Below are 23,265 nucleotides of genomic sequence, written 5' to 3' on the forward strand. Positions count from 1 at the left end.
TCTAGCGGGAAAAGTGGCAGCTGAATACCCCACAGCGGAGCGCGGAGGATGAAGCGTCACCCGCAGAAAGCGTCCTTCACATTAGGAATGACTACAAAAAAAAGCAGCTACCAAAAAAAGGTAGCTGCAAAAAATGACTTATTTTACTAAATTTTGAATAACAACACTATTTGACATAGAGCCATTAAAATTCAGAGACTTGAGGCTTTGATCAACACAATGCTCAGTCGTCAGCGTTCACTTGCGTGAACGTAACGTGTTTATTTCTTTTCTGGTTTATCTAACAACGCTTTAATTGATAAATTCACACGGCCTTTTTCGTCAACCGCGATGACTTTAACCATGATTTCTTGATCCATTTTCAAGACATCTTCGACGTTGGCAACACGTTCATGAGCAAGCTCAGAAATATGTGCTAAACCGTCAGTTCCTTTAAAGATTTCGATAAACGCACCGAATTTTTCAATTCGACGGACTTTACCTAAGTAAGAGGCGCCTACTTCAGCAACACGAACGATATCACCGATGATTTCTTTCGCTTTTGAAATCATGGCTTGATCAAGCGATGCGATGTAAACGGTACCGTCTTGCTCGATATCGATTTTAACGCCTGTTTCTTCGATGATTTTGTTGATTTGTTTTCCACCAGGTCCAATAACATCTTTAATTTTAGCTGGTTTAATTTGCATTGTCACAATTTTAGGTGCGTAAGCACTTAACTCAGGACGTGTTTCAGAAATCGTTGTAATTAAGTGATCTAAGATATGCTCGCGACCTGCTTTTGCTTGAGCAAGAGCTTCTTCTAAGATTTGACGGCTTAAGCCATCCACTTTAATATCCATTTGTAAGGCTGTGATCCCTTTATAAGTACCTGCTACTTTAAAGTCCATATCGCCAAAATGATCTTCCATGCCTTGGATATCAGATAAAATGGTATAATCATCGCCCACTTTAACTAAGCCCATTGCAATCCCAGCGACTGGTGCTTTAATCGGCACACCCGCATCCATTAAGGCAAGGGTTGAACCACAAATACTTGCTTGTGAACTCGAACCATTTGACTCTAATACTTCAGACACAACACGGATTGTGTAAGGGAATTCTTCTTCACTTGGTAAAACTTGGAACAAGGCACGTTCACCTAAAGCCCCGTGACCAATTTCACGACGACCTGGCGCACGTTTTGGACCCGTTTCACCAACAGAGAATTGTGGGAAGTTATAATGGTGCATGTAACGTTTTGTTTCTTCCTCACCTAATCCATCAATGATTTGGTGTTCACGTAAAGGTCCTAAGGTTGCAACTGATAATGCTTGTGTTTGTCCACGTGTAAAGAGACCTGAACCGTGTGTACGTGGTAAAATACCAACTTCTGATGCTAACGGACGAATTTCATCGACTTTACGGCCATCAGGACGGATTTTATCGATTGAGATTAAACGACGCATCTCATCTTTTTCAAGATTCCCTAAAATGCTCTTGAATTCGGCAATGATGTCAGCTAATTCAGTTTCAGCTGCATATTTTTCTTCATAGAAAGCAATCGCTTCAGCTTTCACGTCATCAATCGCAGCTTCACGCGCTTTTTTCTCTTCCGTTTTAATCGCAGCTTTCATTTTAGCTTCGTAGTCAGCCTTAACTTCAGCAACGTAGTCAGCGTTAGGAACGAAGAGCTCGATTTCACGTTTTTCTTTCCCTACTTTGGCAACAATTTCTTCTTGGAATGCAACTAAGCGAATGATTTCTTCGTGACCAAACATGATCGCGCCTAACATTGCTTCCTCATCCACTTCTTTAGCACCAGCTTCAACCATGTTAATAGCATCTTTTGTACCGGCAACCGTTAATTCAATGTCACTCAGTTGTTTCTGCTCAACAGAGGGGTTAATAATGTACTCACCGTTCACGCGGCCGACATGTACACCCGCAATTGGGCCATCGAATGGAATGTCAGAAATACATAATGAGATTGAAGAACCTATCATCGCAGCAATATCTGGTGCACAATCTTGTTCAACGCTCATTACAGTGTTTGTAATTTGAACATCGTTTCGGAATCCATCGGCAAATAATGGACGAATGGGACGGTCAATCAAACGCGCTGTTAAAGTAGCGTGCTCACTTGGACGACCTTCACGTTTGATGAAACCACCAGGAATTTTACCAACAGCATACATTTTTTCTTCGTAGTTAACTGTTAACGGGAAAAAATCATATGGTTTCGGATTTTTAGAACCAACTGATGCTGTTAAAACGACAGTGTCGCCATAACGAATAAACGCTGCACCGCTTGCTTGTTTAGCTAATTGGCCTGTTTCGATAATGAAGGGTTTACCACCCAGAGTTGTTTCAAATACTTGTTTTTCTGTCATTAAAATAGTCCCCTTCCAAAGTAAACAATAGACGTTAGAGCCTAGTGTTAGTGATGTCACAGTCCTGTACGGATTATAATAAAATGGTTATGCACCATCATCCAAAAAAGTAATTAAAAGCGAAAGCAACCGATAGAAACAAACAGCTTGGAAGAAAAATGTGAGCGATTATCTACCGTCGCAAGCCTTTTTCTGAAAGGTGTAAGTTTCTGGTTGATTGAACGAGATAATTAAAAGCGAAAGCAACTCGTTCAGAGCATTAAAAAACAGAGCTAACTGTCCCCTATTCATCTTACAGGTCAGTAGCACACACTTTTTTTATTATGCGATTCGTTCTTTTAAGCACTTTTTTGGATTCATAATCGACGTATCAGTCTGTTCTTAATCAAATAAAAATGCGGGAGGTTCGCTCCCGCATTAATACAGTCGTTAATATTAACGACGTAATCCTAAACGTTGGATTAATTCACGGTAGCGAGGAACATCATTGTTACGTAAGTAAGTCAATAAGTTACGACGGCGACCGATCATTTTCATTAAACCACGTTGAGAATGGTAATCTTTTTTGTGTTCTTTTAAGTGACCGTTTAAAGAGTTGATATCAGCAGTCAATACAGCGATTTGAACTTCTGGAGAACCAGTGTCACCTTCGTGTACTGCGTATGCTTTGATGATTTCAGCTTTTTCTTGTTTTGAGATAGCCATTTTCTTTTCACCTCCAAATTAATTAATAGCCCCAAATACTGAGCAAGCGCTGGTGAAAGTCGACAAGCCAAGTAAAGGTTAGTACGCAAGGTACAATAGTAACTATACACAATTTCGGCTGTTAAATCAACCATTTGCGTTAAATTAGTTGTTCTTTTTCGCAAAAAAAGCACGTGTATTGGTTTCGTCTTCTTTTAATTGCGCCACTAAGCCTTCAATTCCTGTGAACTTCAGTTCAGGACGGAAATAATGATGCCATTCTATCACGACTTCTTCTCCATAAATTTGATCGTTAAAATCAAGAATATACACTTCGGTCGACAAGATTTTTTCATCTTTAAAGGTAATGTTATAGCCGACGCTCGTCATACTATCATACGTTTGTCCGTTGACCGTAATCCGAGTCGCATAAATTCCAATCGGTGGCAACATCATATTGTGTTCGGTTAAAATATTAGCGGTCGGGAAACCGATGGTGCGCCCCCGTTTATCACCATGAATAATCGTACCTCGTGTTTCGTACGGCCGGCCTAATAATTGATTGACTGCAGCCATATCACCTTCGCCTAAATAGCGACGAATTACAGTTGAGCTAACCTTATCGTTTAAATCACTTAACTTACCAACCGTCGTCACCTCGAAACGACCTTTGGCGAAGTCTGGTAAAGTTTCCATTTTGCCAGCACCAAATTTACCATACGAGTAATCGAAGCCAGCCACAACATGAACAGCCCCTAAACCGACGATATAGTCTTCAACAAAGTCGGCCGGTGCTAAACTTGAAAAGTGAGATGTAAAACGCGTCACATATAAGGTATCAACGCCAAGTTTGGCAATTTCATCGCCTTTTTCAGCCAAGGGTGTTAAGTACTTCACTGTTTTTTTCACCTTGCTTAAAACCATTGATGGATGCGGATCGAAGGTCATCACCGCACATTTAACGCCGCGTTTCTTTGCTTCTACAACGGCCCTTTTAATAACGGCTTGATGCCCACGGTGAACACCGTCAAAAAAGCCTAAGGCTAATACGATTGGCTCTGTCGAACGTAACTCAGCAGCCAAGGGATGGTGCAAACGAATAATTTCCACTACTGTCATTCCTCTCATTTTACGTCAAAATAATTAAATTGAGCCGTTTGTTTTTAAAATCATCTTTTCAGGCTTCCACATGCCCTCTTTCGTTGGATGTGGTTTATAAACCGCCACAAGCACGTCATGATGAATCAACGCACGCAAGGTCGTTGTATCGCCCGGTTGTTCTTGCACCTGTTCAGCCGTTAATGAACCGCCGTGTTTAACAGTTAAATGTGCCTCGTCTGAAAGATGAATCTGTGTTAAATCTTTAACCGCTAACATCATATCATATAAAAAGTCTGCTGGCTCGCCAGTTGCTTTCCATTCATTTAATTCCTCTAACGTGATACAGTCTTTGCGTGTAAACGTCCCACTCATTGTGCGGACCAAGTCTTCCATATGGGCAGGATAACCAAGCAATTCGCCTAACATCACAGCCAACGTCCGTACGTATGTGCCTTTTGAACAGTCTATCCGAATTTTAAAGCTCGGATTGGCCGCATTAACGACACCTTCATCGAGTCGTTCCAACGCATGTATCGTTACCTGACGTTCTGGTCGTTCAACTTCAAGACCGAGTCGGGCATACTCATACAATTTACGTCCATTGACCTTAACCGCTGAATAAAGCGGTGGTATTTGCGTGATTTCGCCAGTTAATGCCGCCAACGCAGCTTCAATTTCGACTGGACTGATGTCACCAACGAGTGCTTTTGTTTCAACAACCTCGCCTGTGGCATCCTCTGTTGTTGTTGTTGAGCCAAGGCAAATAACAGCTTCGTACATTTTACCAGTTGCCGTCATATATTCTGACAGCTTGGTCGCCTTACCAATCATAATTGGCAACACACCTGTAACAGCTGGATCAAGCGTTCCCGTATGACCAACCTTTTTTGTGCCTAGAATTTTGCGGAGTTTATAGACACAATCATGCGATGTAATGCCAGCTGGTTTCCATAATGCTAATATACCGTTCATATTCTCCTCCTAAAAAAAAACGCTCGCATACGTCGATAAACCTACGTTTGACAAGCGTTTTCACTATTATTAGACACTGATGTCTAGTCTTTTTGATTTAAACTACGTAATAAATCATCAATATGGTTCCCATATTCAACCGAAGCATCAATTTCGAAAAAGAGTTCAGGCACAATCCGTAAACGAATACGTTTGGCGATTTCATTTCGAATAAAACCTTTTGATTTTTCTAAGGCAAGCATACTTTTTTCTTTTGTTTTGTCTGAGCCCATGATTGATACATAGACATTCGCTTGTGATAAATCACCTGTGACACGGACATCTGTCACCGTTACAAAGCCGAGGTTAGGATTTTTTAGCTTTTGGCTAATAATTTGACCTAACTCTTTTTGCATTTGATCACCTACGCGTTCAGCACGTAAATTACTCATATTAGTCACCTCATAATCATGCGAGGCCCCTCAACCAAGAGGGACTGCGCATCATTTACTTATTTTTTACCTTTTGATTTAGGTTTAATTTCTTCCATGATGTATGCTTCAAGAATATCTTCTTCTTGCATATCGTTGTAGTTTTCTAATGTAACACCACATTCAAAGCCCATTGTAACTTCTTTAGCATCATCTTTAAAGCGTTGTAATGAAGCAAGTAAGCCATCAAAGACAACAATACCGTTACGGATAACACGAATTTGGCTCTTACGTGTGATTTTACCTTCTGTCACATATGTTCCGGCAATTGTACCGATTTTAGAAACAGCATATGTTTGACGGATAATCGCTTTACCGATTACTTTTTCTTCAAAGACAGGGTCTAACATACCAGTCATCGCTGATTCAATTTCATCAATTGCGTTATAGATAATGTTGTGTAAACGGATATCTACTTTTTCAATTGTTGATGCTTCAAGCGCTTGTGGTGTCGGACGAACGTTGAATCCGATAACGATTGCGTTTGATGCAGCCGCAAGTGTTACATCTGACTCATTAATCGCACCTACAGCTGTATGGATAATGTCAACGCGAACGCCTTCGACATCAATCTTACGTAATGAGGCAGCTAATGCTTCAGCTGATCCTTGAACATCGGCTTTAATGATAACATTAACGTTTTTCATTTCGCCTTCTTTCATTTGTTCGAATAAGTTATCTAGACTTACACGGTTAATTGAACGACGGTGTTCAACAACAGCACGTGATTCACGCGCTTCACCTACAGCACGAGCTTGTTTCTCGTCAGCGAACACAACGAAGTGGTCACCTGCTTGTGGCACTGTGTTTAAACCAGTAATTTCAACTGGAGTTGATGGACCGGCTGTTTTAACACGACGACCTAAATCGTTAACCATTGTACGAACACGGCCGTAAGTATTACCAACAACGATTGAGTCAGTAACGTTTAACGTACCATCTTGTACTAATAAGGTTGCGATTGGACCACGGCTCTTATCAAGACGCGCTTCAATCACAGAACCGATTGCTGTACGTTGATCGTTTGCGCGTAATTCTTGTACTTCAGCAACTAATAAGATCATTTCAAGCAATTCGTCTAAGTTTTTACCGAATTTAGCTGAGATTGGTACGAAGATAGTATCGCCACCCCAAGCTTCAGGTACTAAACCATATTCAGTTAATGATTGCATAACGTTATCTGGGTTTGCATCTGGTTTATCGATTTTATTAACCGCTACAATAATTGGCACATCAGCCGCTTTTGCATGGTTAATTGCTTCGATTGTTTGTGGCATAACACCATCATCAGCAGCAACAACTAAGATTGTAATATCGGTAATCGAAGCCCCACGCGCACGCATTGTTGTAAACGCGGCATGTCCTGGTGTATCAAGGAAAGTGATTTTTTTACCTTCTAATTCAAGTTGGTAAGCACCGATATGCTGTGTAATTCCGCCGGCTTCACCGTCAGTTACTTTAGAGTTACGTAAGTTGTCAAGCAAGGTTGTTTTACCGTGATCGACGTGACCCATAATAGTAACAACAGCCGCACGTTCAGTTAAGTCTTCTGGTTTTGTATCATCTTCGAAGTATAAGTTTAAGTCAGCAGTATCCACTTTCACTTCATCTTCAACGGCAACGCCATATTCATTACAAATAAGTTCAACGGCATCTTTTTCTAATGATTGGTTGATTGTCGCAACGACACCAAGCATAAATAATTTTTTAAGAACTTCAGACGCTTCACGACCTAATGCTTTCGCTAATTCACTGACTGTCATTGTTTCGTCAATCATGATTTTTTTAGGAAGTGGTACTAACATCTTTTGTTTTTGCGCAGCAATTTGACTTGCTGATTGTTTTGGTTTACGACGACGACGGTTGTTGAAACGGTTCGCTGGTTGGTAACGGCTGTTACCTCCGCGGTTGTTTCCGCCCCCTGTTGGTTTAGAAGCTGCGGCTGCAACACTGGCAGCACTTGCTGCTGGTTTAGTAGCAGGTTTCGCCTCCACTTTTTTAGCTGCTGGCTTAGCAGCAGGTTTGTTCGTTTTAACATCAGCTTTTTTTTGGCGATGCAGCTTTAGTAGCTGGCTTAGACGTTGCTGGTTTCGTTTTTTTTAGTATCCGTTATAGTTTCCACCTTATCTAACTCTTTTGACTGAGCTTTATTTTGTTTTGTTGCGGCTGGTTTCGTTGTTTTAGCAACGGGTTTCGCCTTTTTTTCAGTTGGTTTAACGACCGCTTTTTTAGCCGGTGCTTTGACACCGCTGAATTTTTTTGTATCTAATTGTTTCACTACTTCTTCATCTAACAGCGACATGTTGTTTGTAACAGGAATTCCCATTGCATTCAATTCGTCGATTACTAACTTATTTGTAACTCGTCTTTTTTTCGCGTATTCATGAATTCTGATTTTCGCCATATCGAGCACCTCCGTTATTTGTCAGACAGTAATGAACGTATTTTCTTCGCAAATCCGCCACTGAGCACGCCAAGAACAACCCGATCAAATTTACCAATTGCCGCACCGAGATCTTCACGAGAGCCGTAAATCACATAGGGTGTTTCATAAAAAGTACATTTGTCGATCAATTTTTTTTTGTGTTCGTTCAGAAGCATCTGTTGCGATAATGACTAATTTTGCTTTTGATTTTCGCGCATCTGCAATTACAAATTCTTCACCTGCAGTAATCATTCCTGCACGCATTGCCATTCCAAGTGTAGATAATACGTTATCACTAGTTTGCATTGTTAACCTCATTTTCCAAATAAGCAATCACTTCATCGTAAAATGAATGAAAGTCATTTTTTGCATTAAATGCAGTGCCTAAGCTATTGCGTTTCTTCGCCTTTTTAGCGATGTCAACAGACTTAGTTATATAAGCGCCACGACCCGGCAGTTTACCTGCGGGATCAATCGCGATTTCACCTTCTTTAGAATAGGTCATTCTAAGCAATTCTGCTTTAGGCATCCGTTCATTGGTGACGATACACTTACGTAGCGGTATTTTTTTCACCATGATCTCACCTCCGTCTGAATTATTCTTCTGTGTTAGCAGCCGGTTCGATATCAACAACAAAAGTTGGAGCTGTAACTTCTTCAACAACTTCTTCTGTGACAACTGGTTCAGCCGTAACTTCAGCTGTCACTGTTTCGACCTCAACAGGTGCAGCTTCTGCTTCTTTGTCGGCTTGAGCGCCTTCAACGAATGGGAAGATACCTAATTCAGCAGCGTTTGTTTCGTTTTTAATGTCGATTTTCCAACCTGTTAATTTAGCAGCAAGACGGGCATTTTGACCACGTTTACCGATTGCTAATGATAGTTGGTAATCAGGCACAACAACAGTTGTTGATTGGTTTGTTGGATCGACAGTGACGTTTACAACTTGAGCTGGGCTCAATGCATTAGAAACAAATTCAACTGGGTTTTCAGACCATTCAACGATGTCGATTTTTTCGCCTTTTAATTCATCAACAATTGCTTGGACACGTTGCCCTTTTGTCCCAACACATGAACCAACTGCATCGATTTCAGGATCTGATGAAAAGACCGAGATTTTAGAACGGTCGCCAGCTTCACGTGAAACCGATTTAATTTCAACTAAGCCATCATAAATTTCAGGCACTTCAATTTCAAAGAGGCGTTTTAACAAACCGGGATGTGTACGTGACACATAGATTTGTGGGCCTTTTGATGTTTTTTCAACTTTCGTAATGTAAACTTTAATACGGTCATGTGCGTGGTAACGCTCATTCGGCATTTGCTCATTTTTCGAAAGAATCGCTTCTACTTTACCAAGGTTCACATAGATGAAACGAGAATCTTGACGTTCTACGATACCTGTCATAATGTCATCTTCACGATCGATGAATTCGTTGTAAATAATGCCACGTTCAGCTTCACGAACACGTTGTGTCACAACTTGTTTCGCAGTTTGTGCCGCTACACGACCAAAGTCACGTGGTGTCACTTCGATTTCAACTGTATCGCCAACTGCAAAAGCCGAGTTATATTCGTGTGCTTGTTCAAGCGTAATTTCAAGGCGTGAATCAAGAATTTCATCCACTACTTCTTTTTGCGCGTAAACATGCATTGAACCTGTTGTTTGGTTAATGTCCACACGAACGTTTTGCGCTTGATCAAAGTTACGTTTGTAAGCTGATTCAAGTGCTGCCTCTAATGCTTCAATAATAAAATCTTTTTCAATCCCTTTTTCGCTCTCTAAAACTGTTAGAGCATCTAATAATTCTGTACCCATTTCGTTCACTCCCTTATTTAATTAGCTGACTCGTTAAAATTGAATTGCTAAACGTACCATAGCAATTTTTTTAATGTCGAATGTCAAATCTTTATCGGCGATTGTGACTGTGATTGATTCGCCATCGTATGCTTTTAATGTACCTTCATGTTCCTTACTGTCTTCGAACGGTTCGTACAATTTTACGTTAATGAATTGACCGATGGCACGTTCAAAATCACGTTTTTTCTTCAATGGTCGTTCTGCTCCTGGAGATGACACTTCAAGGAAATAGTTTTGTTCAATCGGATCTAACTCATCCAATTTCGCGCTAATTTCGCGGCTGACTGCAGCACATTCTGAAATATCAATACCTGCTTCAGTATCCACATAAATACGGAGGAACCAGTTGGCACCTTCTTTTAAGAACTCAATATCGACTAATTCAACATTAAGGCCTTCCACAATTGGCTCTGCAATCGCTGTAATTTGCTCTGTAATTTTACTCATTTCGACCTCCTAACCTCTGTTTACAGCACAGTGACTGATTGCCACTTCATGCTGATGTCAAAACGAAAGAGTGGGCATATACCCACTCTCCGCTGACAACTATCTAAACTTTACATACTAAATATAGCATAAAAGCACCGTTCTTGCAACTATTAGCCGTTAATCAAGCACGTCTTCTGCGTTTTATCATCATTTCCAATCAATCGCTTTCAGTAGCTTCTTTATCTGTTTTGCTAATGGCTGTGTTTTTAGCGCCTAATTAATTAGGCCACGACCGCTTCTGCTTTCATCAAAAAAACACTCCCACATCAATTCGTTTGACTGAATTGACGTAGAAATGTCGTTTATGCTTGTTATCCCTTAAAATAATGACAACTGATTTTCATCTGGCAAGCCGTCTAAACAACCCATATCGCTCATGTAATCAATAATCGTTTGCGATACTTTTCCGCGTTGTTTCACATCTTCCTTCGATAAGAAGATGCCATTATCACGAGCCGCTTCAAGTTGTTTCGCCACGTTTGTTCCTAGCCCAGGAATCGAGTTGAACGGCGGAATCAGTGAATCGCCTTCGATGATAAACTCATCTGCGCTCGACTTGTATAAATCGACTTTTTGGAATTTAAGACCACGCGCGACCATTTCATTGGCTAACTCTAGCACGGTTAAGAGGTTCTTCTCTTTCGTTGATGCTTCCATGCCTTTATCGGTAATATTTTTCATGCTCGCCATGATGGCTTGCTTGCCGTTGACCATTGCAATTAAATCAAAGTCATCTGCGCGAACGGTAAAGTATGTCGCATAATAAAACAATGGATGATGGACTTTAAAGTAGGCAATGCGTACCGCGTTCAAGACATAGGCTGCGGCATGGGCTTTCGGGAACATGTACTTGATTTTTTTACACGAATCGATGTACCAATCCGGTACGTTTTCAGCGCGCATGGCCGCTTCCCATTCTTCAGGAACGCCTTTTCCTTTACGCACTGATTCCATGATTTTAAAGGCTAATGATTCTTCGACACCCATGTAGATTAAGCCGACCATAATATCATCACGACAACCGATTACTTCAGACAAGACAGATTGTCCTGACTTAATTAATTCCTCAGCATTGCCTAACCAAACGTCGGTTCCGTGTGATAGACCAGAGATTTGGAGCAATTCACTAAAGGTACTTGGATTCGTTTGTTCGAGCATTTGTCGAACGAATCGCGTGCCGAACTCGGGTACACCGAGCGTGCCTGTCTTGGAGTTGATGTCTTCTGGCGTAACGCCTAATGATGTCGTGCCTGAGAATAAGGCGAACACATCAGGATCATCCGTCGGAATATCGGCTGGTGAAATGCCGCTTAAATCTTGTAACATCCGAATCATTGTCGGATCATCGTGTCCTAAAATATCGAGTTTTAAGACGTTATCGTGAATCGAATGAAAATCAAAATGGGTGGTACGCCATTCTGAGTTAACGTCATCCGCCGGAAATTGTATCGGTGAAAAATCGTAAACGTCCATGTAATCAGGAATAACAATAATCCCCCCAGGATGTTGTCCGGTTGTCCGCTTCACGCCTGTACAGCCATTCACTAAGCGGTCGGTTTCTGCACCGCGAATATGGAGGTCGTTATCGCGCTCATACGCTTTTACGAAGCCATAGGCTGTTTTTTCGGCAACGGTACCGATTGTGCCTGCCCGAAAGACGTAATCTTCCCCAAATAATACTTTCGTATAGTTATGAGCTTGCGCTTGGTAATCACCCGAGAAGTTTAAATCGATATCGGGTACTTTATCCCCTTTAAAGCCTAAGAAGGTTTCGAACGGAATATCATGGCCGTCTTTATCATAGTTCGTGCCACATTTTGCACAGGCCTTATCGGGTAAGTCGAAACCAGAACCGACTGAACCATCATGGAAAAACTCAGAGTGTTGGCAGTTGGGGCAAACGTAATGTGGTGGCAAGGGGTTTACTTCGGTAATCCCTGTCATCGTCGCTACAAAAGACGAGCCGACCGAGCCACGCGACCCTACGATATAACCATCATCGTTTGATTTTTTTACGAGCTTTTGTGAAATCAAGTAAATAACGCCGAAACCGTGACCGATAATACTTTTTAATTCTTTTTCTAAACGGTCGATAATAATCTGGGGCAGTTCGTCGCCATATTTTGCACGAGCATTCGTGTAACTCATTTCAGTCACTTCTTCGTCTGCCCCTTCGATTTTAGGTGTATAGAGCTTATCTCGAACAGGGACAATTTCTTCACACCGATCGGCGATGGCGTTCGTGTTCGTTACGACGATTTCAAAGGCCTTGTCTTTGCCCATAAACGCGAATTCTTCGAGCATCTCATTCGTCGTGCGGAACTGGACGTCCGGCAATGGATTACGGTTAAGCGGGTTGGCGCCCCCTTGTGAGTTGATGAGAATTTTACGGTAGATTTTATCTTTTGGATCCAAGTAATGCACATTTCCGGTTGCTACAACGGTTTTTTCTAATTTCTCACCGAGTGCAACGATGTTTTTAATAATGTCTTGTAACTCCGTACGATCTTTCACCATCTCACCATCGATTAACGGTTGGTAAACAGTCGGTGGCATTACTTCAATAAAATCGTAATAATGCGCTGCGTTTTCCGCTTCAACCGCACCTTTTTGCATCATTGCCATGAACACTTCGCCACGGTCACAACCTGAACCGACAATGATTCCTTCACGATGTTTATCAAGTAGTGTTCGTGGTACGCGAGGCACACGGTGCAAGTAATTTAGATTCGACGCTGAAATAATTTTGAAGAGGTTTTTTAACCCGACATCGTTTGTCGCTAACAAGGTCGCATGCGAGGGGCGCGCTCGTTTATAAGCATCGCCTTCACCAACATATTGATTCAACTGGTCGTGCATCGTAATCTGGCGGTTTTCTTCGGCGTCTTTAATAAGCTTCCATGCCAGGTAGGCAGTTGCTTCAGAGTCAAAGATGGCGCGGTGATGTTGTTCTAAAATAATGTTAAACCGTTTCGTTAACGTGTTTAAACGATGGTTTTTAAATTGCGGGTATAAGAAACGCGCTAACTCTAACGTATCGAGCACTGGATTAGTCGCTTCGCCAAAGCCATGACGTTTGTAGGCAGCGTTTAAGAAGCCCATATCAAAGCTGGCATTATGTGCCACTAAAATATCGTCACCGGCCCATGCTTTGAAACGGGTAAACACTTCAAGCTCCGTTGGTGTATCAGCAACCATCTCATCGGTAATCCCGGTTAAGTTAATGGTGGTCGCACTTAACGGATGCCCCGGATTAATGAAGGCCTCGAATTCGTCGATTTTTTCACCATTGACCATGCGGACGGCCCCGACTTCAATTACCTTATCGTAAACGGCTGATAAACCCGTCGTTTCAAAGTCAAATACGACATATGAAGCGGTCTGTAATGCGAGCGGTGCTTCATTATAGGCAATCGGAACACCTTCATCGATTAAGTTGATTTCGGTGCCGTATAAAATTTTAACGCCGTGTTTCTTGCCAGCACTATGCGCATCAGGGAAAGATTGTGCCCCTGAATGGTCGGTAATCGCGATTGCCTTATGCCCCCACTTGGCTGCCTGGGCAACAAGATCTGCGGTTGGTGTCACAGCATCCATCGTACTCATTGGTGTGTGTAAATGTAATTCCACCCGTTTTTCGCTAGCGGTATCTTCACGACCCTTCACTTTAATCTCGTTAATATCTTGTGCCATTAAAATTAATTCTCGTGAGAAGTTATCGTTTTGCACTGAGCCACGTACTTTAACCCAGATGCCTTTTTTGATGCCGCCAAAAATAGAGCTGTCATCTTTATCTCGTGAGAACATCTTCACGATGATTGAGCTGCGGTAATCGGTAATCTTAAACTGAACGAGTGAACGGCCACTGCGTAATTCACGCACTTCTGAGGCAAATATGTAACCTTGGACAGTTACCTTTCGTTCTTCATCAACGATTTGATCCAAGGTCATCATTTCTTCATTCGCCTTAATTGGCAATCCTAAAACTAATGGGCCACTCGGAACAGGATTGTCTTTCGCTTGATTCTCGACACGTTTTTGCATCTCGTTTAAGGTCGCTAACGCTTTTGCCTTATCTTCTTTCTCTTTGTTTGCTGTGAACTGTTTAAAGGCTTCTGACTCACGGTCAACCGCTTTAACTTCAATCGTAAAGCTATAGCCTGTCATCCCCGCCTGTTCCATTAAGGGCAGCAGCGCGTTGCCACAATTTTTTAGTCATCACTAATTTTTCTGTCTCATTATCAGCCGCCAATTGAATTTTATTGTTGGCAATGAGCGGCACTTGATCAGCGAAACGTTGCCCAATCATCGGTGACGACTCACGAATTTTATTGGCAAAGAACGGCCAGTAATCAGCTAAAATCGCATTGGTGAGTTCGCCTGCCTTTGAAACAAACTTAAACTCCGCCGAATGGATATGCTCAAAGCTATTTGTTAAGGCTTCTGTTAATACGCGATACGTTGTACCAGTTAAATATGTTTCTATATCAATGACAAACTGCCACCGTTGACTTTGTTCATGCACAACGACCTTTGCTAACGAAGCGTGTGTCAGTTCTGCACGGATGAGGTCATTATCCATCAAGCCGATTTGTTCAAGCAAGATGTGTAATTTGTTGGATTGACTGTTATTTTCCATGTGTTCATCTCCAATTGGGATATTTCTTCTACAAAGATTAATTATAGCAAACTTCAAGCTATTCTCAAACAGACGACCTGAAGAATCAGCTGAAAAACATGAGTAGATTGCTCGTTTTGCCCTCTCTCTTTATTTTTAGTAACTTTATGTGGTCATTTTCTTATTTTAAAAGGGTCGTCTCGAAAATCACCGGGCAAACAATTAACCAAACTTACGATTCGAAAGGTGCGCTCCTTTTCATCACATTGGTTTCTTTGCCATCAAAAAAACCACCATGTCCGATGGCGGTTACATTTGAAAGTGAAATTTGCTCGTTCAACAGCGTATAAATTGGAAAGGTCGTGCTAGCGACTATTTGTTTGAAAGTTGAAATGAGTAGTTAGACAGTAGCATCGCCTAGTATGACGTACAGTAATAAATAGAGCGTGCTGATGGCCAAGCTAAGCCCAATTAAAAAGAGCAACATCGCCACTATTCGCGGTACGCTAAAACGCATACGCCATCCACCCCATAAAATAACGGCACTGACTGCGAAGGCAGCCACGAAAAGTAAGATATATAAGTATCGTTCCTTCATTATTTCAATAATAGCCATCAAATCGCCTCCTTATGTCTCTCATTGTTGCTTCTTACTGCTATCCCCTTATAAGCAAAAAAAACAAACCCTTATGTATTAACACCGAAAAAGAAAACGATGATTAGGAATAGCAACGCACAGAGTGTGAACAAAAAGCCTGTTCCAATGATAGTCACTGCTAAAACAGGTGCTATTTTGCGTCGTAACTGCCAACCACTATAACAAAACGCCATACTAACAAGGCAGCCGATAATACCACTCAGCAGCATAAGCCAACGTTCCTGGATAAGATACCCTAGCATTTAACCACTCCTTATCTTTTAGTTCATTACAAACGAAACACCAGCGATAAAAAGAAAGATGGCTGGGATAAAGAGGATAAATCCTACCACCATCACTGGTATCATCACAACATCCGTTAACTTCACTCGATAAAAAAGTGGCAGTAACATCATTGCCAACGACAGTAACACGACACTTGCAAGCACCGGAAAAATAATCGTTGCAAAAAACAATTGAAAAAGACCTAATCCGAGCAATAGCGCAGCGATGATTCGCAAATGACGCTGTTGTTTCTTTGTGATTGTTAAATAAAGCAATACCGCAGTACTTACAATGAGCAGAATCATGAGGCAAGTCAACGGAATTAATACTAAACTCTGATCGAAATACAACGCTCTCCCCCTTTCTACTTACCGCTAGTATAACGGAGTTAATTTGCTTTAGCTAGTCATAAAAGACTAACCATTCAACACCGTTTTAATGACGACAATCGATGGGTGCAACTGCCTTCTTTGAGAACGAACCGCTTCAACGCTCGCAAACTGTAGTGGCTGCACCGCCACATCGACTTCCTTCATTTAAAAATAAATTAATTGCGTTATATTGGGATATACAACTATTAATTCATCCACTAAAAAAATTCATTTAATTGTCTCCCTTTGCTTTCGCTAATTACTCGATTAAATTAAAAAGCCGTGCTATGCTCAGTTCATATGACAAGGAGTGATAACATGCGTAAAGCAGCCTTAACAGATTCCGTTAAAAACTACATTGAGAACGGTATTCTAACAGAAAAGTTTCCGCTTGGTTCATTACTACCTGCGGAACTGTTATTTGCTCAAACGCTTGGAGTAAGCGCACATCCTGTAAGAAAAGCAATCGAGCACCTCATCAAAAACGGTGTTCTCCAAAAACAGACAAATGGCCGTAAAATGATTGTCGGCTTTAAAGTAATACCACTGCGAGGCGATAATGACATAACAGAGTGTTTCAGTTCTAACAGCCTCTTGATGCACTCTTTTCTCGTTAGACGTACGCTTGAAACTGAGACTGCTCGTATTGCTGCACTCAAAGCAACCGCTGCTGACATCCAACAACTGCGGCTCTATTTAAATAATTTGTTGGTTGAACTCAACAGCCCCACTCGTTTAAACGATGATTATTATTTAGAAGCGGCCTTTTATTTCCACCGGTCACTTGCTCAAGCAACCCATTATACGCCATTAATAGAAGCAATCGAGCAGTTGCGCGCGACTATCGAACTGCAACAATTCTTAATGTTAAAATACCGCACGATTGTTGCCGATGATGGCTCCGCACAAACAGCTCTGTTCGACGCAATTACTGCAGGGGACAGTGCTCTAGCTTCACAATTGATGTGATTGACTAAAAAAAGAGACCAATAGTGGCCTCTCTCGTGAAGTTAGTCATTGTTTTAAACCATTTCATCATGCTTGAAAAACTGAGATACTTCAAACATTGTTAAATCAGGTAACACTGTCACGGCTCCTTGTAATTGATCCGTTTGACCAATGCAAACGGCTACCATTTTCGCCTTATTTGCTGCTTCTATCCCCGCCTGTGAATCCTCAAACACTAAACAACATTCAGGCTCAACTCCTAACAACTGCGCCCCTTTAAGAAACACTTCCGGATCCGGTTTTGCCTCAGAAACCATATTGCCATCGACAATAGAATTGAAGTAAGGCAGTAGTGCTGTTTTCGTCAAAATAGCACTAGCATTTTTACTCGCCGAACCTAGAGCAATTGGTATTTGTCGTTCATTTAACGTTTCTAAGATACGGCGTACCCCTGGCAAAACCGCTGTTTCATCTAAGTTATTAATATAACATTGATACAAAAAATGGCTGAAGGGAACGATAATTTACCTAGTTCACGATACGATTTACTTTTTGCAAATACCATCGCCAATACCAGACCAATCGTAGCTCCCGATCCCCCTACATTCATAAATAAGGTCCACAAACCATCAGCAACTTCGTTTGGAATCGGCTGACCACTGCGAAATGCCTCCATATTCATTGCAATATTATTTAGAAAAATTGGTGTTGTTATTCCTGCCAATAGATTTGGACCATGGATACCTAACGTCCACAAACCAAGGGCTAACAACGTAAATACCAGTAAACCAGGAATCGTATTTAAACCGAACACGAACACCAGCGGTTTGAAAGTTGTGTTTTAATACCATTCAATTTAACACAGCTCTAAAACTTCAACTTGATATTGAGTTTACTAACTAACGTTTTAATACCATTCAATTTAACACAGCTCTAAAACTCCATTACTGTTCCAGCGCCTAAACCACCAGTTTTAATACCATTCAATTTAACACAGCTCTAAAACCATATTCATTATCATTAATCAAATCAGATTGTTTTAATACCATTCAATTTAACACAGCTCTAAAACGCGTTCCCCTTCGCTGGCGCGTCCTCTGAAGTTTTAATACCATTCAATTTAACACAGCTCTAAAACGCGTTATAAGGGTCATAACAGATAGCCTTAGTTTTAATACCATTCAATTTAACACAGCTCTAAAACAAAAGAAATATCTAGAAATAATAAAAGAAGGTTTTAATACCATTCAATTTAACACAGCTCTAAAACTGCTGCTCTATCTCTCTATCTAGTAAGCTAGTTTTAATACCATTCAATTTAACACAGCTCTAAAACCCGCCAGCGTTGAAATGAATAGAAATGAACGTTTTAATACCATTCAATTTAACACAGCTCTAAAACTTCTCGATGTAATCTGCTATCTCGTTAGTCGTTTTAATACCATTCAATTTAACACAGCTCTAAAACCCGTTTGCATAACCATGACCTTTTCCGATTGTTTTAATACCATTCAATTTAACACAGCTCTAAAACTATATATTAATTATACACCATAACATAGCAGTTTTAATACCATTCAATTTAACACAGCTCTAAAACTAGTGAACCACATAGTGCAATAGAAAAGTAGTTTTAATACCATTCAATTTAACACAGCTCTAAAACAAGTCGGTTATATGTTCGGTAAAGAGATAGGTTTTAATACCATTCAATTTAACACAGCTCTAAAACTTGTTTTTTGCGCTTCTTTGGTAGGCGCTGGTTTTAATACCATTCAATTTAACACAGCTCTAAAACCTAGTACCATTTGAAAAGGTTACACTGTCTGTTTTAATACCATTCAATTTAACACAGCTCTAAAACGCCCGATTATTAGAACAACACAAAAAAGATGTTTTAATACCATTCAATTTAACACAGCTCTAAAACCACGAAAGCGGAGGTGACGCGTTTGAACAAGTTTTAATACCATTCAATTTAACACAGCTCTAAAACACGATACCGCCTTTTGCGTAACCGTCCATTGTTTTAATACCATTCAATTTAACACAGCTCTAAAACAAAACAAATGGCCTGCGCGTTTTATTCCAAGTTTTAATACCATTCAATTTAACACAGCTCTAAAACCTTCAATGATATAGAAAAGATTAGACAACGGGTTTTAATACCATTCAATTTAACACAGCTCTAAAACCCCAGTCTTCTACTTTGTCAAAAAGACTGTGTTTTAATACCATTCAATTTAACACAGCTCTAAAACTTTCACTGTTTTAATCATCTTAGAAACTTTAGTTTTAATACCATTCAATTTAACACAGCTCTAAAACACGAACAAGCAAATGATTACACAGAGGGTGGTTTTAATACCATTCAATTTAACACAGCTCTAAAACCTCAAATGCGTCGATTTTGTCATTGCTGTTCTCGTTGCGCGATTCAAAATTGAATGGTATTACCGCCAAAATTCGACGTAATCCTCATCGATATGTAACGTTTTTTTCGTACATTAGTGCTTTTTGGTGGTACTGTGGCTCGATTACCAACAATTTCACTTGGTGATACAATGCATATTTATAAATTTCAACTAGTTCGTTCGCGTTAAAATAACAGCGAATGTTATTTAGCACTAGTACCCGCACCAATACTAATTCGGCAATTACATCAATAATCGCTAACAGACGTTGGAACATCGTCGTTTCTTCGATATCAATGCGCAAATTAAACATTTTAAAAATGGTTGCCAGACTCGTCGCATCATCCACTGTTAATTCAATTGCACACTCGGTTAGTTGGTCAGTAATCAAACTTCTTAGTTCAACTATTTTTTGATCGATAACATCAGTTTCCTTACTTATATGATACCGCTTTTCAAGCTGTTTGTAAATTTTAGTAACCAAGGTGCGCTGCTTAAAGTCAAACCCAAACACATCGGTAATGAGTAGCAGTTCTTTGGCTAAGACTAGCCGTTCGCCCGCTTCATACAATTGAATTTCAATCGGAGCTGGTTCGTCGTTAAGTGTTTGGACGAAACTCTCAATTATTTCACGATAAAAACGCTGATTCTCAATTGCCAGAATAACGACACTTTCGTCATCAAACGCAAGCGAATGTTCCAATTGGAAGATTTCAAGGTTCAAAAAATCACCAACCGTTTCTCATTAGCTACGACGTGGTCTTGCTCTTTTCCAACCATTAAGTCGATAGCAGCATATTGTTTTTCAGTGACTGTCAGCACTTGCACTAACCCTTTCGTCGGACAAGCTTTCTTGATGCGCTTGCGCAATAAATTGGCCGCTGTGCCATTTAGTACGAGCTTAGCATAAACAGATTGTTGCACCATGATAAAGCCTTCTTGGATTAAAAATTTTCGAAAATGACGATAGGCTCTTTTTTCTTCGGTTGTTTCAATCGGTAGGTCAAAAAAGACAATCAGTCGCATAAAGCGATAACTACTCATGTTGGAAAACAAGCTGTTTTATTTGATTCGCATCCGCTGTCTCAATCGCTTTAAAGACGCTTTTTAAGTAGATTTGAATCGCTAAACTAACAAAATGGCTTTGCTGTTGAATGATGACCTTGTCATTCAGCAGGTTCACAAGACCCATTTTATATGATTGATCGAACACTTGCGCTTGATTGTGATAAACAAAGGCATCGACCAACGGCCGAAACGGCTCCATCAAATCCGATGACAAATTGAAGAAATTAAATTGATTCGTATGCTTTAAACCTATTTGTGTTAAGTACCCTTGACTCACAATTTCTTTATTAAAACTTGATAATAATATCGTATAGCCGTAATTTAACGCTGCATTGATTGAACCAGGCTCATCACGCGTAAATTTTTTACCGAATAACGCATTGAAATATACTTTAGCCGCATGACCCTCACGATTTGTTTCATCATAGAGTTGTAAATCTTGCACGTATTGCTGCAACTTATCTGCTTCTGGTAATGCTAGTTGTGCTAATAATAGTTGTTGCTGCTCAATTTTAGCTTTAATAACAGCTGTCCAGATTACTCGTTGCACCGCTTGCGGCCACGCAACTTGTTCTTTAATTTTCTTACTCGTGTTATGGGCACCATAATAGGGAACCAACTCACTTTCAGGCTGTCGTTTTTCATCGCAAAAGATGACCTTCACCTTTTTCTTCATCAGCTCCGAAATTAAATATGCTGTTATGACTGTTCGTGTAGAATCGATTAGCAATGTATGTATTTCAGACAAATGAATCATTTGCTGTTGCTCACCTCGGATAACTAAATACCCGTTTTTATAGGATAACTTCACATGCTTGGTAATGACTACCGTACGCCAACTCATAACATCCCTTCTTTCGATTAACTAAAATCCTCAATTGATTGATATAAGCCTGTAATGGACTGGTTGATTATTTTCAGGTTATTCGAGATTGGTACATTGCCTAACCGTCCTTCTCGCTCTGTCAGACCAAGCAGTTTTAAATTACCATTTGTGGCATTCGCACGCATTACTTTGATGATTTCTTCGATGATGATGACTTTTTCATTGAAGGTACACACGTTAAATCGCTCCGCGGCCGCTGTCAGTTTAACTGCGACATTTTTGAATATCTTGAAATCAGAGGTTATTTTTAACAGCAGTTCGTCAAAAACGACGGTTAAATCACTGCTGCGGTACTGCTCCAAAAAGCTTGCTTCGGCTGCTTGTTTTGCACTTATTAGATAGATGATTTGTGCCGCTGCTTCGCTAACAACTAATTGACGCGCATTATGACGTTCCGTCGGTCCTGCCACATAAAGGGCACAGTTGTCATTTTGAATTAATTGATATTTTAAAACCCGCTCTTTTAGTATTTGACATGGCCCACCGATACAATCTGTCACATAGGCTTGTAAAGTCGTTTGACCCGTATCAATCAATACTTTCGTAGCCATCGGAATCCCTAACAAACGACGCTTTTGTTTATTTTTCACAGGATATTCAATCAAACTATAAAAGGCATAATTAACATTTGTGTAACCACCATAGAGTGATACCCCTAAATTTTTCTTTAATGGAATCGTTTTATCCGCTGCTTTTAACGCCGGATAAATCGTCTCTTTAAATAACATCCCCGACTGTTCTTCCACTTTTCGAACAATATTACATTGTTTAAAATTGAGGGTTCGTCTCACTTTGGCAATGTCGGTTTCAGGGTTCCAAAACAATTCACCTGTTTCATGATTGAATGTCGGTTTCGCCAAACTTTCAACAATGAAAGAAAATTTCGGCTTCGTCGTTGTTTTACGCAAATCGGCCAAGTACTTATTATAGCCTTCGTAAACAAATTCCATTTCTAATTTAGGGTATTTCGACATGATATACGTACCGATAAAGCTTACTAAATAAGCATCTTGCGCATGGTGATAATCATTCACATTACGATTTTTGATAAAGTTAAATTTATGTCGTAAATCGCTCACTAGCCCTGCCTTAATTGCCACAACCTTCGTATCTGTTTGGTACTCTTTTTGCAACAACTGAGTCACATGCTTCGTGATTTGTCGTGTTTCGACCAATTGCCGTGCCACAAAACCTTCTTTATCTCGATCAGTGATTTTAGTGCGTGTTAAATTACGGAATTTCTTTTCACCAATTAAGCCAGCGCGTTTCAGTTGTTCCCAACGGGTGCGATTTTTAGTAATCACAGTGGAATCTAATAATAAGTCGGCACCCTTTCGTTGGTTTTCACTCCGTTTGACCAACGCTAAATTTTCGATACTGTTATCTTTTATATAACTTTGCGGTAATATATGGTCAACTTCATACGAAGATAGGTCGTTAATCTGTAATGTCTCACCCGTATACATACATTTACCATTTTGAATGAAATAAAGAAATAACCGTTGTTGACTGATGTTTTTGCGATGCTCTCTCAATTCGGCTAACAGCTCTTTATTAAACGCATCTGTTTCAATTTTTAGTTTAGCAAAGGCTTTTTCGATGAATTTATCACGTGTGTTTGTCCGTTTTGATTGTTCATCCGAACGAGCAAATTCAATAAAGATGT

The 23,265-nt window shown here is 40.4% G+C and carries 21 protein-coding genes, 1 pseudogene and 1 CRISPR repeat array; of the genes and pseudogenes, 1 reads left to right on the forward strand and 21 read right to left on the reverse strand.

Features of this window, described 5'->3' with window-relative positions; all coding sequences use genetic code 11:
• Positions 1-260 precede the first annotated feature (260 nt).
• The 15 genes and pseudogenes from pnp to BCAMP_RS03505 form a co-directional block, all read right to left on the reverse strand.
• Positions 261-2,372 (reverse strand): polyribonucleotide nucleotidyltransferase, encoded by a 2,112-nt coding sequence (gene pnp / locus BCAMP_RS03435; RefSeq protein ID WP_035313716.1) that lies wholly within the window; start codon positions 2,370-2,372, stop codon positions 261-263.
• Between the two features lie 435 nt (positions 2,373-2,807).
• On the reverse strand, positions 2,808-3,077 hold the full coding sequence (gene rpsO / locus BCAMP_RS03440) for a 30S ribosomal protein S15 (RefSeq protein ID WP_035313718.1): 270 nt from the start codon (positions 3,075-3,077) through the stop codon (positions 2,808-2,810).
• 144 nt (positions 3,078-3,221) lie between these two features.
• On the reverse strand, positions 3,222-4,166 hold the full coding sequence (locus tag BCAMP_RS03445; protein ID WP_035313719.1) for a bifunctional riboflavin kinase/FAD synthetase: 945 nt from the start codon (positions 4,164-4,166) through the stop codon (positions 3,222-3,224).
• A 33-nt stretch (positions 4,167-4,199) separates the two neighbouring features.
• On the reverse strand, positions 4,200-5,129 hold the full coding sequence (gene truB, locus BCAMP_RS03450) for a tRNA pseudouridine(55) synthase TruB (RefSeq protein WP_035313720.1): 930 nt from the start codon (positions 5,127-5,129) through the stop codon (positions 4,200-4,202).
• 83 nt (positions 5,130-5,212) lie between these two features.
• On the reverse strand, positions 5,213-5,560 hold the full coding sequence (rbfA, locus tag BCAMP_RS03455; RefSeq protein WP_035313721.1) for a 30S ribosome-binding factor RbfA: 348 nt from the start codon (positions 5,558-5,560) through the stop codon (positions 5,213-5,215).
• A gap of 59 nt (positions 5,561-5,619) precedes the next feature.
• Complete coding sequence (gene infB, locus BCAMP_RS03460) at positions 5,620-7,659, reverse strand: translation initiation factor IF-2 (RefSeq protein ID WP_084038503.1); 2,040 nt, start codon at positions 7,657-7,659, stop codon at positions 5,620-5,622.
• 14 nt (positions 7,660-7,673) lie between these two features.
• The gene (locus BCAMP_RS03465) at positions 7,674-8,003 is read right to left on the reverse strand and encodes a translation initiation factor IF-2 N-terminal domain-containing protein (RefSeq protein WP_035313722.1); all 330 of its coding nucleotides are present in this window, start codon (positions 8,001-8,003) and stop codon (positions 7,674-7,676) included.
• A gap of 144 nt (positions 8,004-8,147) precedes the next feature.
• Entirely contained in the window at positions 8,148-8,330 is a 183-nt protein-coding gene (locus BCAMP_RS14895) for a L7Ae/L30e/S12e/Gadd45 family ribosomal protein (protein ID WP_332248498.1), read from the reverse strand.
• On the reverse strand, positions 8,320-8,601 hold the full coding sequence (gene rnpM / locus BCAMP_RS03475) for an RNase P modulator RnpM (protein ID WP_035313723.1): 282 nt from the start codon (positions 8,599-8,601) through the stop codon (positions 8,320-8,322). Before rnpM ends, BCAMP_RS14895 begins: the two co-directional genes overlap by 11 nt.
• Positions 8,602-8,620: 19 nt before the next feature.
• A complete protein-coding gene (gene nusA / locus BCAMP_RS03480) occupies positions 8,621-9,841 on the reverse strand; it encodes a transcription termination factor NusA (RefSeq protein ID WP_084038505.1) in 1,221 nt (406 codons plus the stop codon).
• A gap of 33 nt (positions 9,842-9,874) precedes the next feature.
• The gene (gene rimP, locus BCAMP_RS03485; protein WP_035313724.1) at positions 9,875-10,330 is read right to left on the reverse strand and encodes a ribosome maturation factor RimP; all 456 of its coding nucleotides are present in this window, start codon (positions 10,328-10,330) and stop codon (positions 9,875-9,877) included.
• Between the two features lie 360 nt (positions 10,331-10,690).
• Positions 10,691-14,954, reverse strand: a pseudogene (locus BCAMP_RS03490) (PolC-type DNA polymerase III).
• 436 nt (positions 14,955-15,390) lie between these two features.
• On the reverse strand, positions 15,391-15,606 hold the full coding sequence (locus BCAMP_RS03495) for a hypothetical protein (RefSeq protein ID WP_035313725.1): 216 nt from the start codon (positions 15,604-15,606) through the stop codon (positions 15,391-15,393).
• 71 nt (positions 15,607-15,677) lie between these two features.
• Positions 15,678-15,890 carry a hypothetical protein gene (locus tag BCAMP_RS03500; protein ID WP_035313726.1) on the reverse strand — a complete coding sequence of 71 codons (213 nt, stop codon included), beginning with the start codon at positions 15,888-15,890 and terminating at the stop codon, positions 15,678-15,680.
• Positions 15,891-15,908: 18 nt separating this feature from the next.
• Entirely contained in the window at positions 15,909-16,262 is a 354-nt protein-coding gene (locus BCAMP_RS03505; RefSeq protein WP_035313727.1) for a hypothetical protein, read from the reverse strand.
• A gap of 339 nt (positions 16,263-16,601) precedes the next feature.
• Between BCAMP_RS03505 and BCAMP_RS03510 the strand changes: the two genes are divergently transcribed.
• Positions 16,602-17,252 (forward strand): FadR/GntR family transcriptional regulator, encoded by a 651-nt coding sequence (locus tag BCAMP_RS03510; RefSeq protein WP_035313728.1) that lies wholly within the window; start codon positions 16,602-16,604, stop codon positions 17,250-17,252.
• 53 nt (positions 17,253-17,305) lie between these two features.
• Here BCAMP_RS03510 and BCAMP_RS03515 read toward each other — a convergent pair whose 3' ends face one another.
• From BCAMP_RS03515 to cas9, 6 genes are all read right to left on the reverse strand, one after another.
• Positions 17,306-17,731: an HAD family hydrolase gene (locus BCAMP_RS03515; protein WP_051456865.1), complete on the reverse strand. Its 426-nt coding sequence runs from the start codon at positions 17,729-17,731 to the stop codon at positions 17,306-17,308.
• Positions 17,704-18,045 carry a PTS transporter subunit EIIC gene (locus BCAMP_RS12980; protein ID WP_198015694.1) on the reverse strand — a complete coding sequence of 114 codons (342 nt, stop codon included), beginning with the start codon at positions 18,043-18,045 and terminating at the stop codon, positions 17,704-17,706. The genes BCAMP_RS03515 and BCAMP_RS12980 overlap by 28 nt, the downstream gene beginning before the upstream one ends.
• 24 nt (positions 18,046-18,069) lie before the next feature.
• Positions 18,070-19,625: a CRISPR direct-repeat array (repeat unit 36 nt; unit sequence GTTTTAATACCATTCAATTTAACACAGCTCTAAAAC).
• 84 nt (positions 19,626-19,709) lie between these two features.
• Positions 19,710-20,369, reverse strand: coding sequence for a type II-A CRISPR-associated protein Csn2 (gene csn2, locus BCAMP_RS03525; protein WP_035313730.1), 660 nt, complete (start codon positions 20,367-20,369; stop codon positions 19,710-19,712).
• Positions 20,366-20,689: a CRISPR-associated endonuclease Cas2 gene (gene cas2, locus BCAMP_RS03530; protein WP_232217904.1), complete on the reverse strand. Its 324-nt coding sequence runs from the start codon at positions 20,687-20,689 to the stop codon at positions 20,366-20,368. Before cas2 ends, csn2 begins: the two co-directional genes overlap by 4 nt.
• Positions 20,682-21,557, reverse strand: a complete 876-nt coding sequence (gene cas1 / locus BCAMP_RS03535) for a type II CRISPR-associated endonuclease Cas1 (protein ID WP_035313731.1) — start codon at positions 21,555-21,557, stop codon at positions 20,682-20,684. Before cas1 ends, cas2 begins: the two co-directional genes overlap by 8 nt.
• 17 nt (positions 21,558-21,574) lie before the next feature.
• Positions 21,575-23,263, reverse strand: coding sequence for a type II CRISPR RNA-guided endonuclease Cas9 (gene cas9 / locus BCAMP_RS14655; RefSeq protein WP_332248500.1), 1,689 nt, complete (start codon positions 23,261-23,263; stop codon positions 21,575-21,577).
• Between the last annotated feature and the right edge of the window lie 2 nt (positions 23,264-23,265).

Source organism: Brochothrix campestris FSL F6-1037 (genome assembly GCF_000525915.1).
Classification (GTDB): Bacteria; Bacillota; Bacilli; order Lactobacillales; family Listeriaceae; genus Brochothrix; species Brochothrix campestris.

Coding starts and splice junctions, on each gene's coding strand:
- rbfA (WP_035313721.1), bottom strand. CDS start 5,560: ATGAGTAATTTACGTGCTGAACGCGTAGGTGATCAAATGCAAAAAGAG.
- rnpM (WP_035313723.1), bottom strand. CDS start 8,601: ATGGTGAAAAAAATACCGCTACGTAAGTGTATCGTCACCAATGAACGG.
- BCAMP_RS03510 (WP_035313728.1), top strand. CDS start 16,602: ATGCGTAAAGCAGCCTTAACAGATTCCGTTAAAAACTACATTGAGAAC.
- truB (WP_035313720.1), bottom strand. CDS start 5,129: ATGAACGGTATATTAGCATTATGGAAACCAGCTGGCATTACATCGCAT.
- BCAMP_RS03495 (WP_035313725.1), bottom strand. CDS start 15,606: ATGGCTATTATTGAAATAATGAAGGAACGATACTTATATATCTTACTT.
- cas2 (WP_232217904.1), bottom strand. CDS start 20,689: ATGAGTAGTTATCGCTTTATGCGACTGATTGTCTTTTTTGACCTACCG.
- BCAMP_RS03465 (WP_035313722.1), bottom strand. CDS start 8,003: ATGGCGAAAATCAGAATTCATGAATACGCGAAAAAAAGACGAGTTACA.
- pnp (WP_035313716.1), bottom strand. CDS start 2,372: ATGACAGAAAAACAAGTATTTGAAACAACTCTGGGTGGTAAACCCTTC.
- cas1 (WP_035313731.1), bottom strand. CDS start 21,557: ATGAGTTGGCGTACGGTAGTCATTACCAAGCATGTGAAGTTATCCTAT.
- BCAMP_RS14895 (WP_332248498.1), bottom strand. CDS start 8,330: ATGCAAACTAGTGATAACGTATTATCTACACTTGGAATGGCAATGCGT.
- rpsO (WP_035313718.1), bottom strand. CDS start 3,077: ATGGCTATCTCAAAACAAGAAAAAGCTGAAATCATCAAAGCATACGCA.
- BCAMP_RS03500 (WP_035313726.1), bottom strand. CDS start 15,890: ATGCTAGGGTATCTTATCCAGGAACGTTGGCTTATGCTGCTGAGTGGT.
- rimP (WP_035313724.1), bottom strand. CDS start 10,330: ATGAGTAAAATTACAGAGCAAATTACAGCGATTGCAGAGCCAATTGTG.
- nusA (WP_084038505.1), bottom strand. CDS start 9,841: ATGGGTACAGAATTATTAGATGCTCTAACAGTTTTAGAGAGCGAAAAA.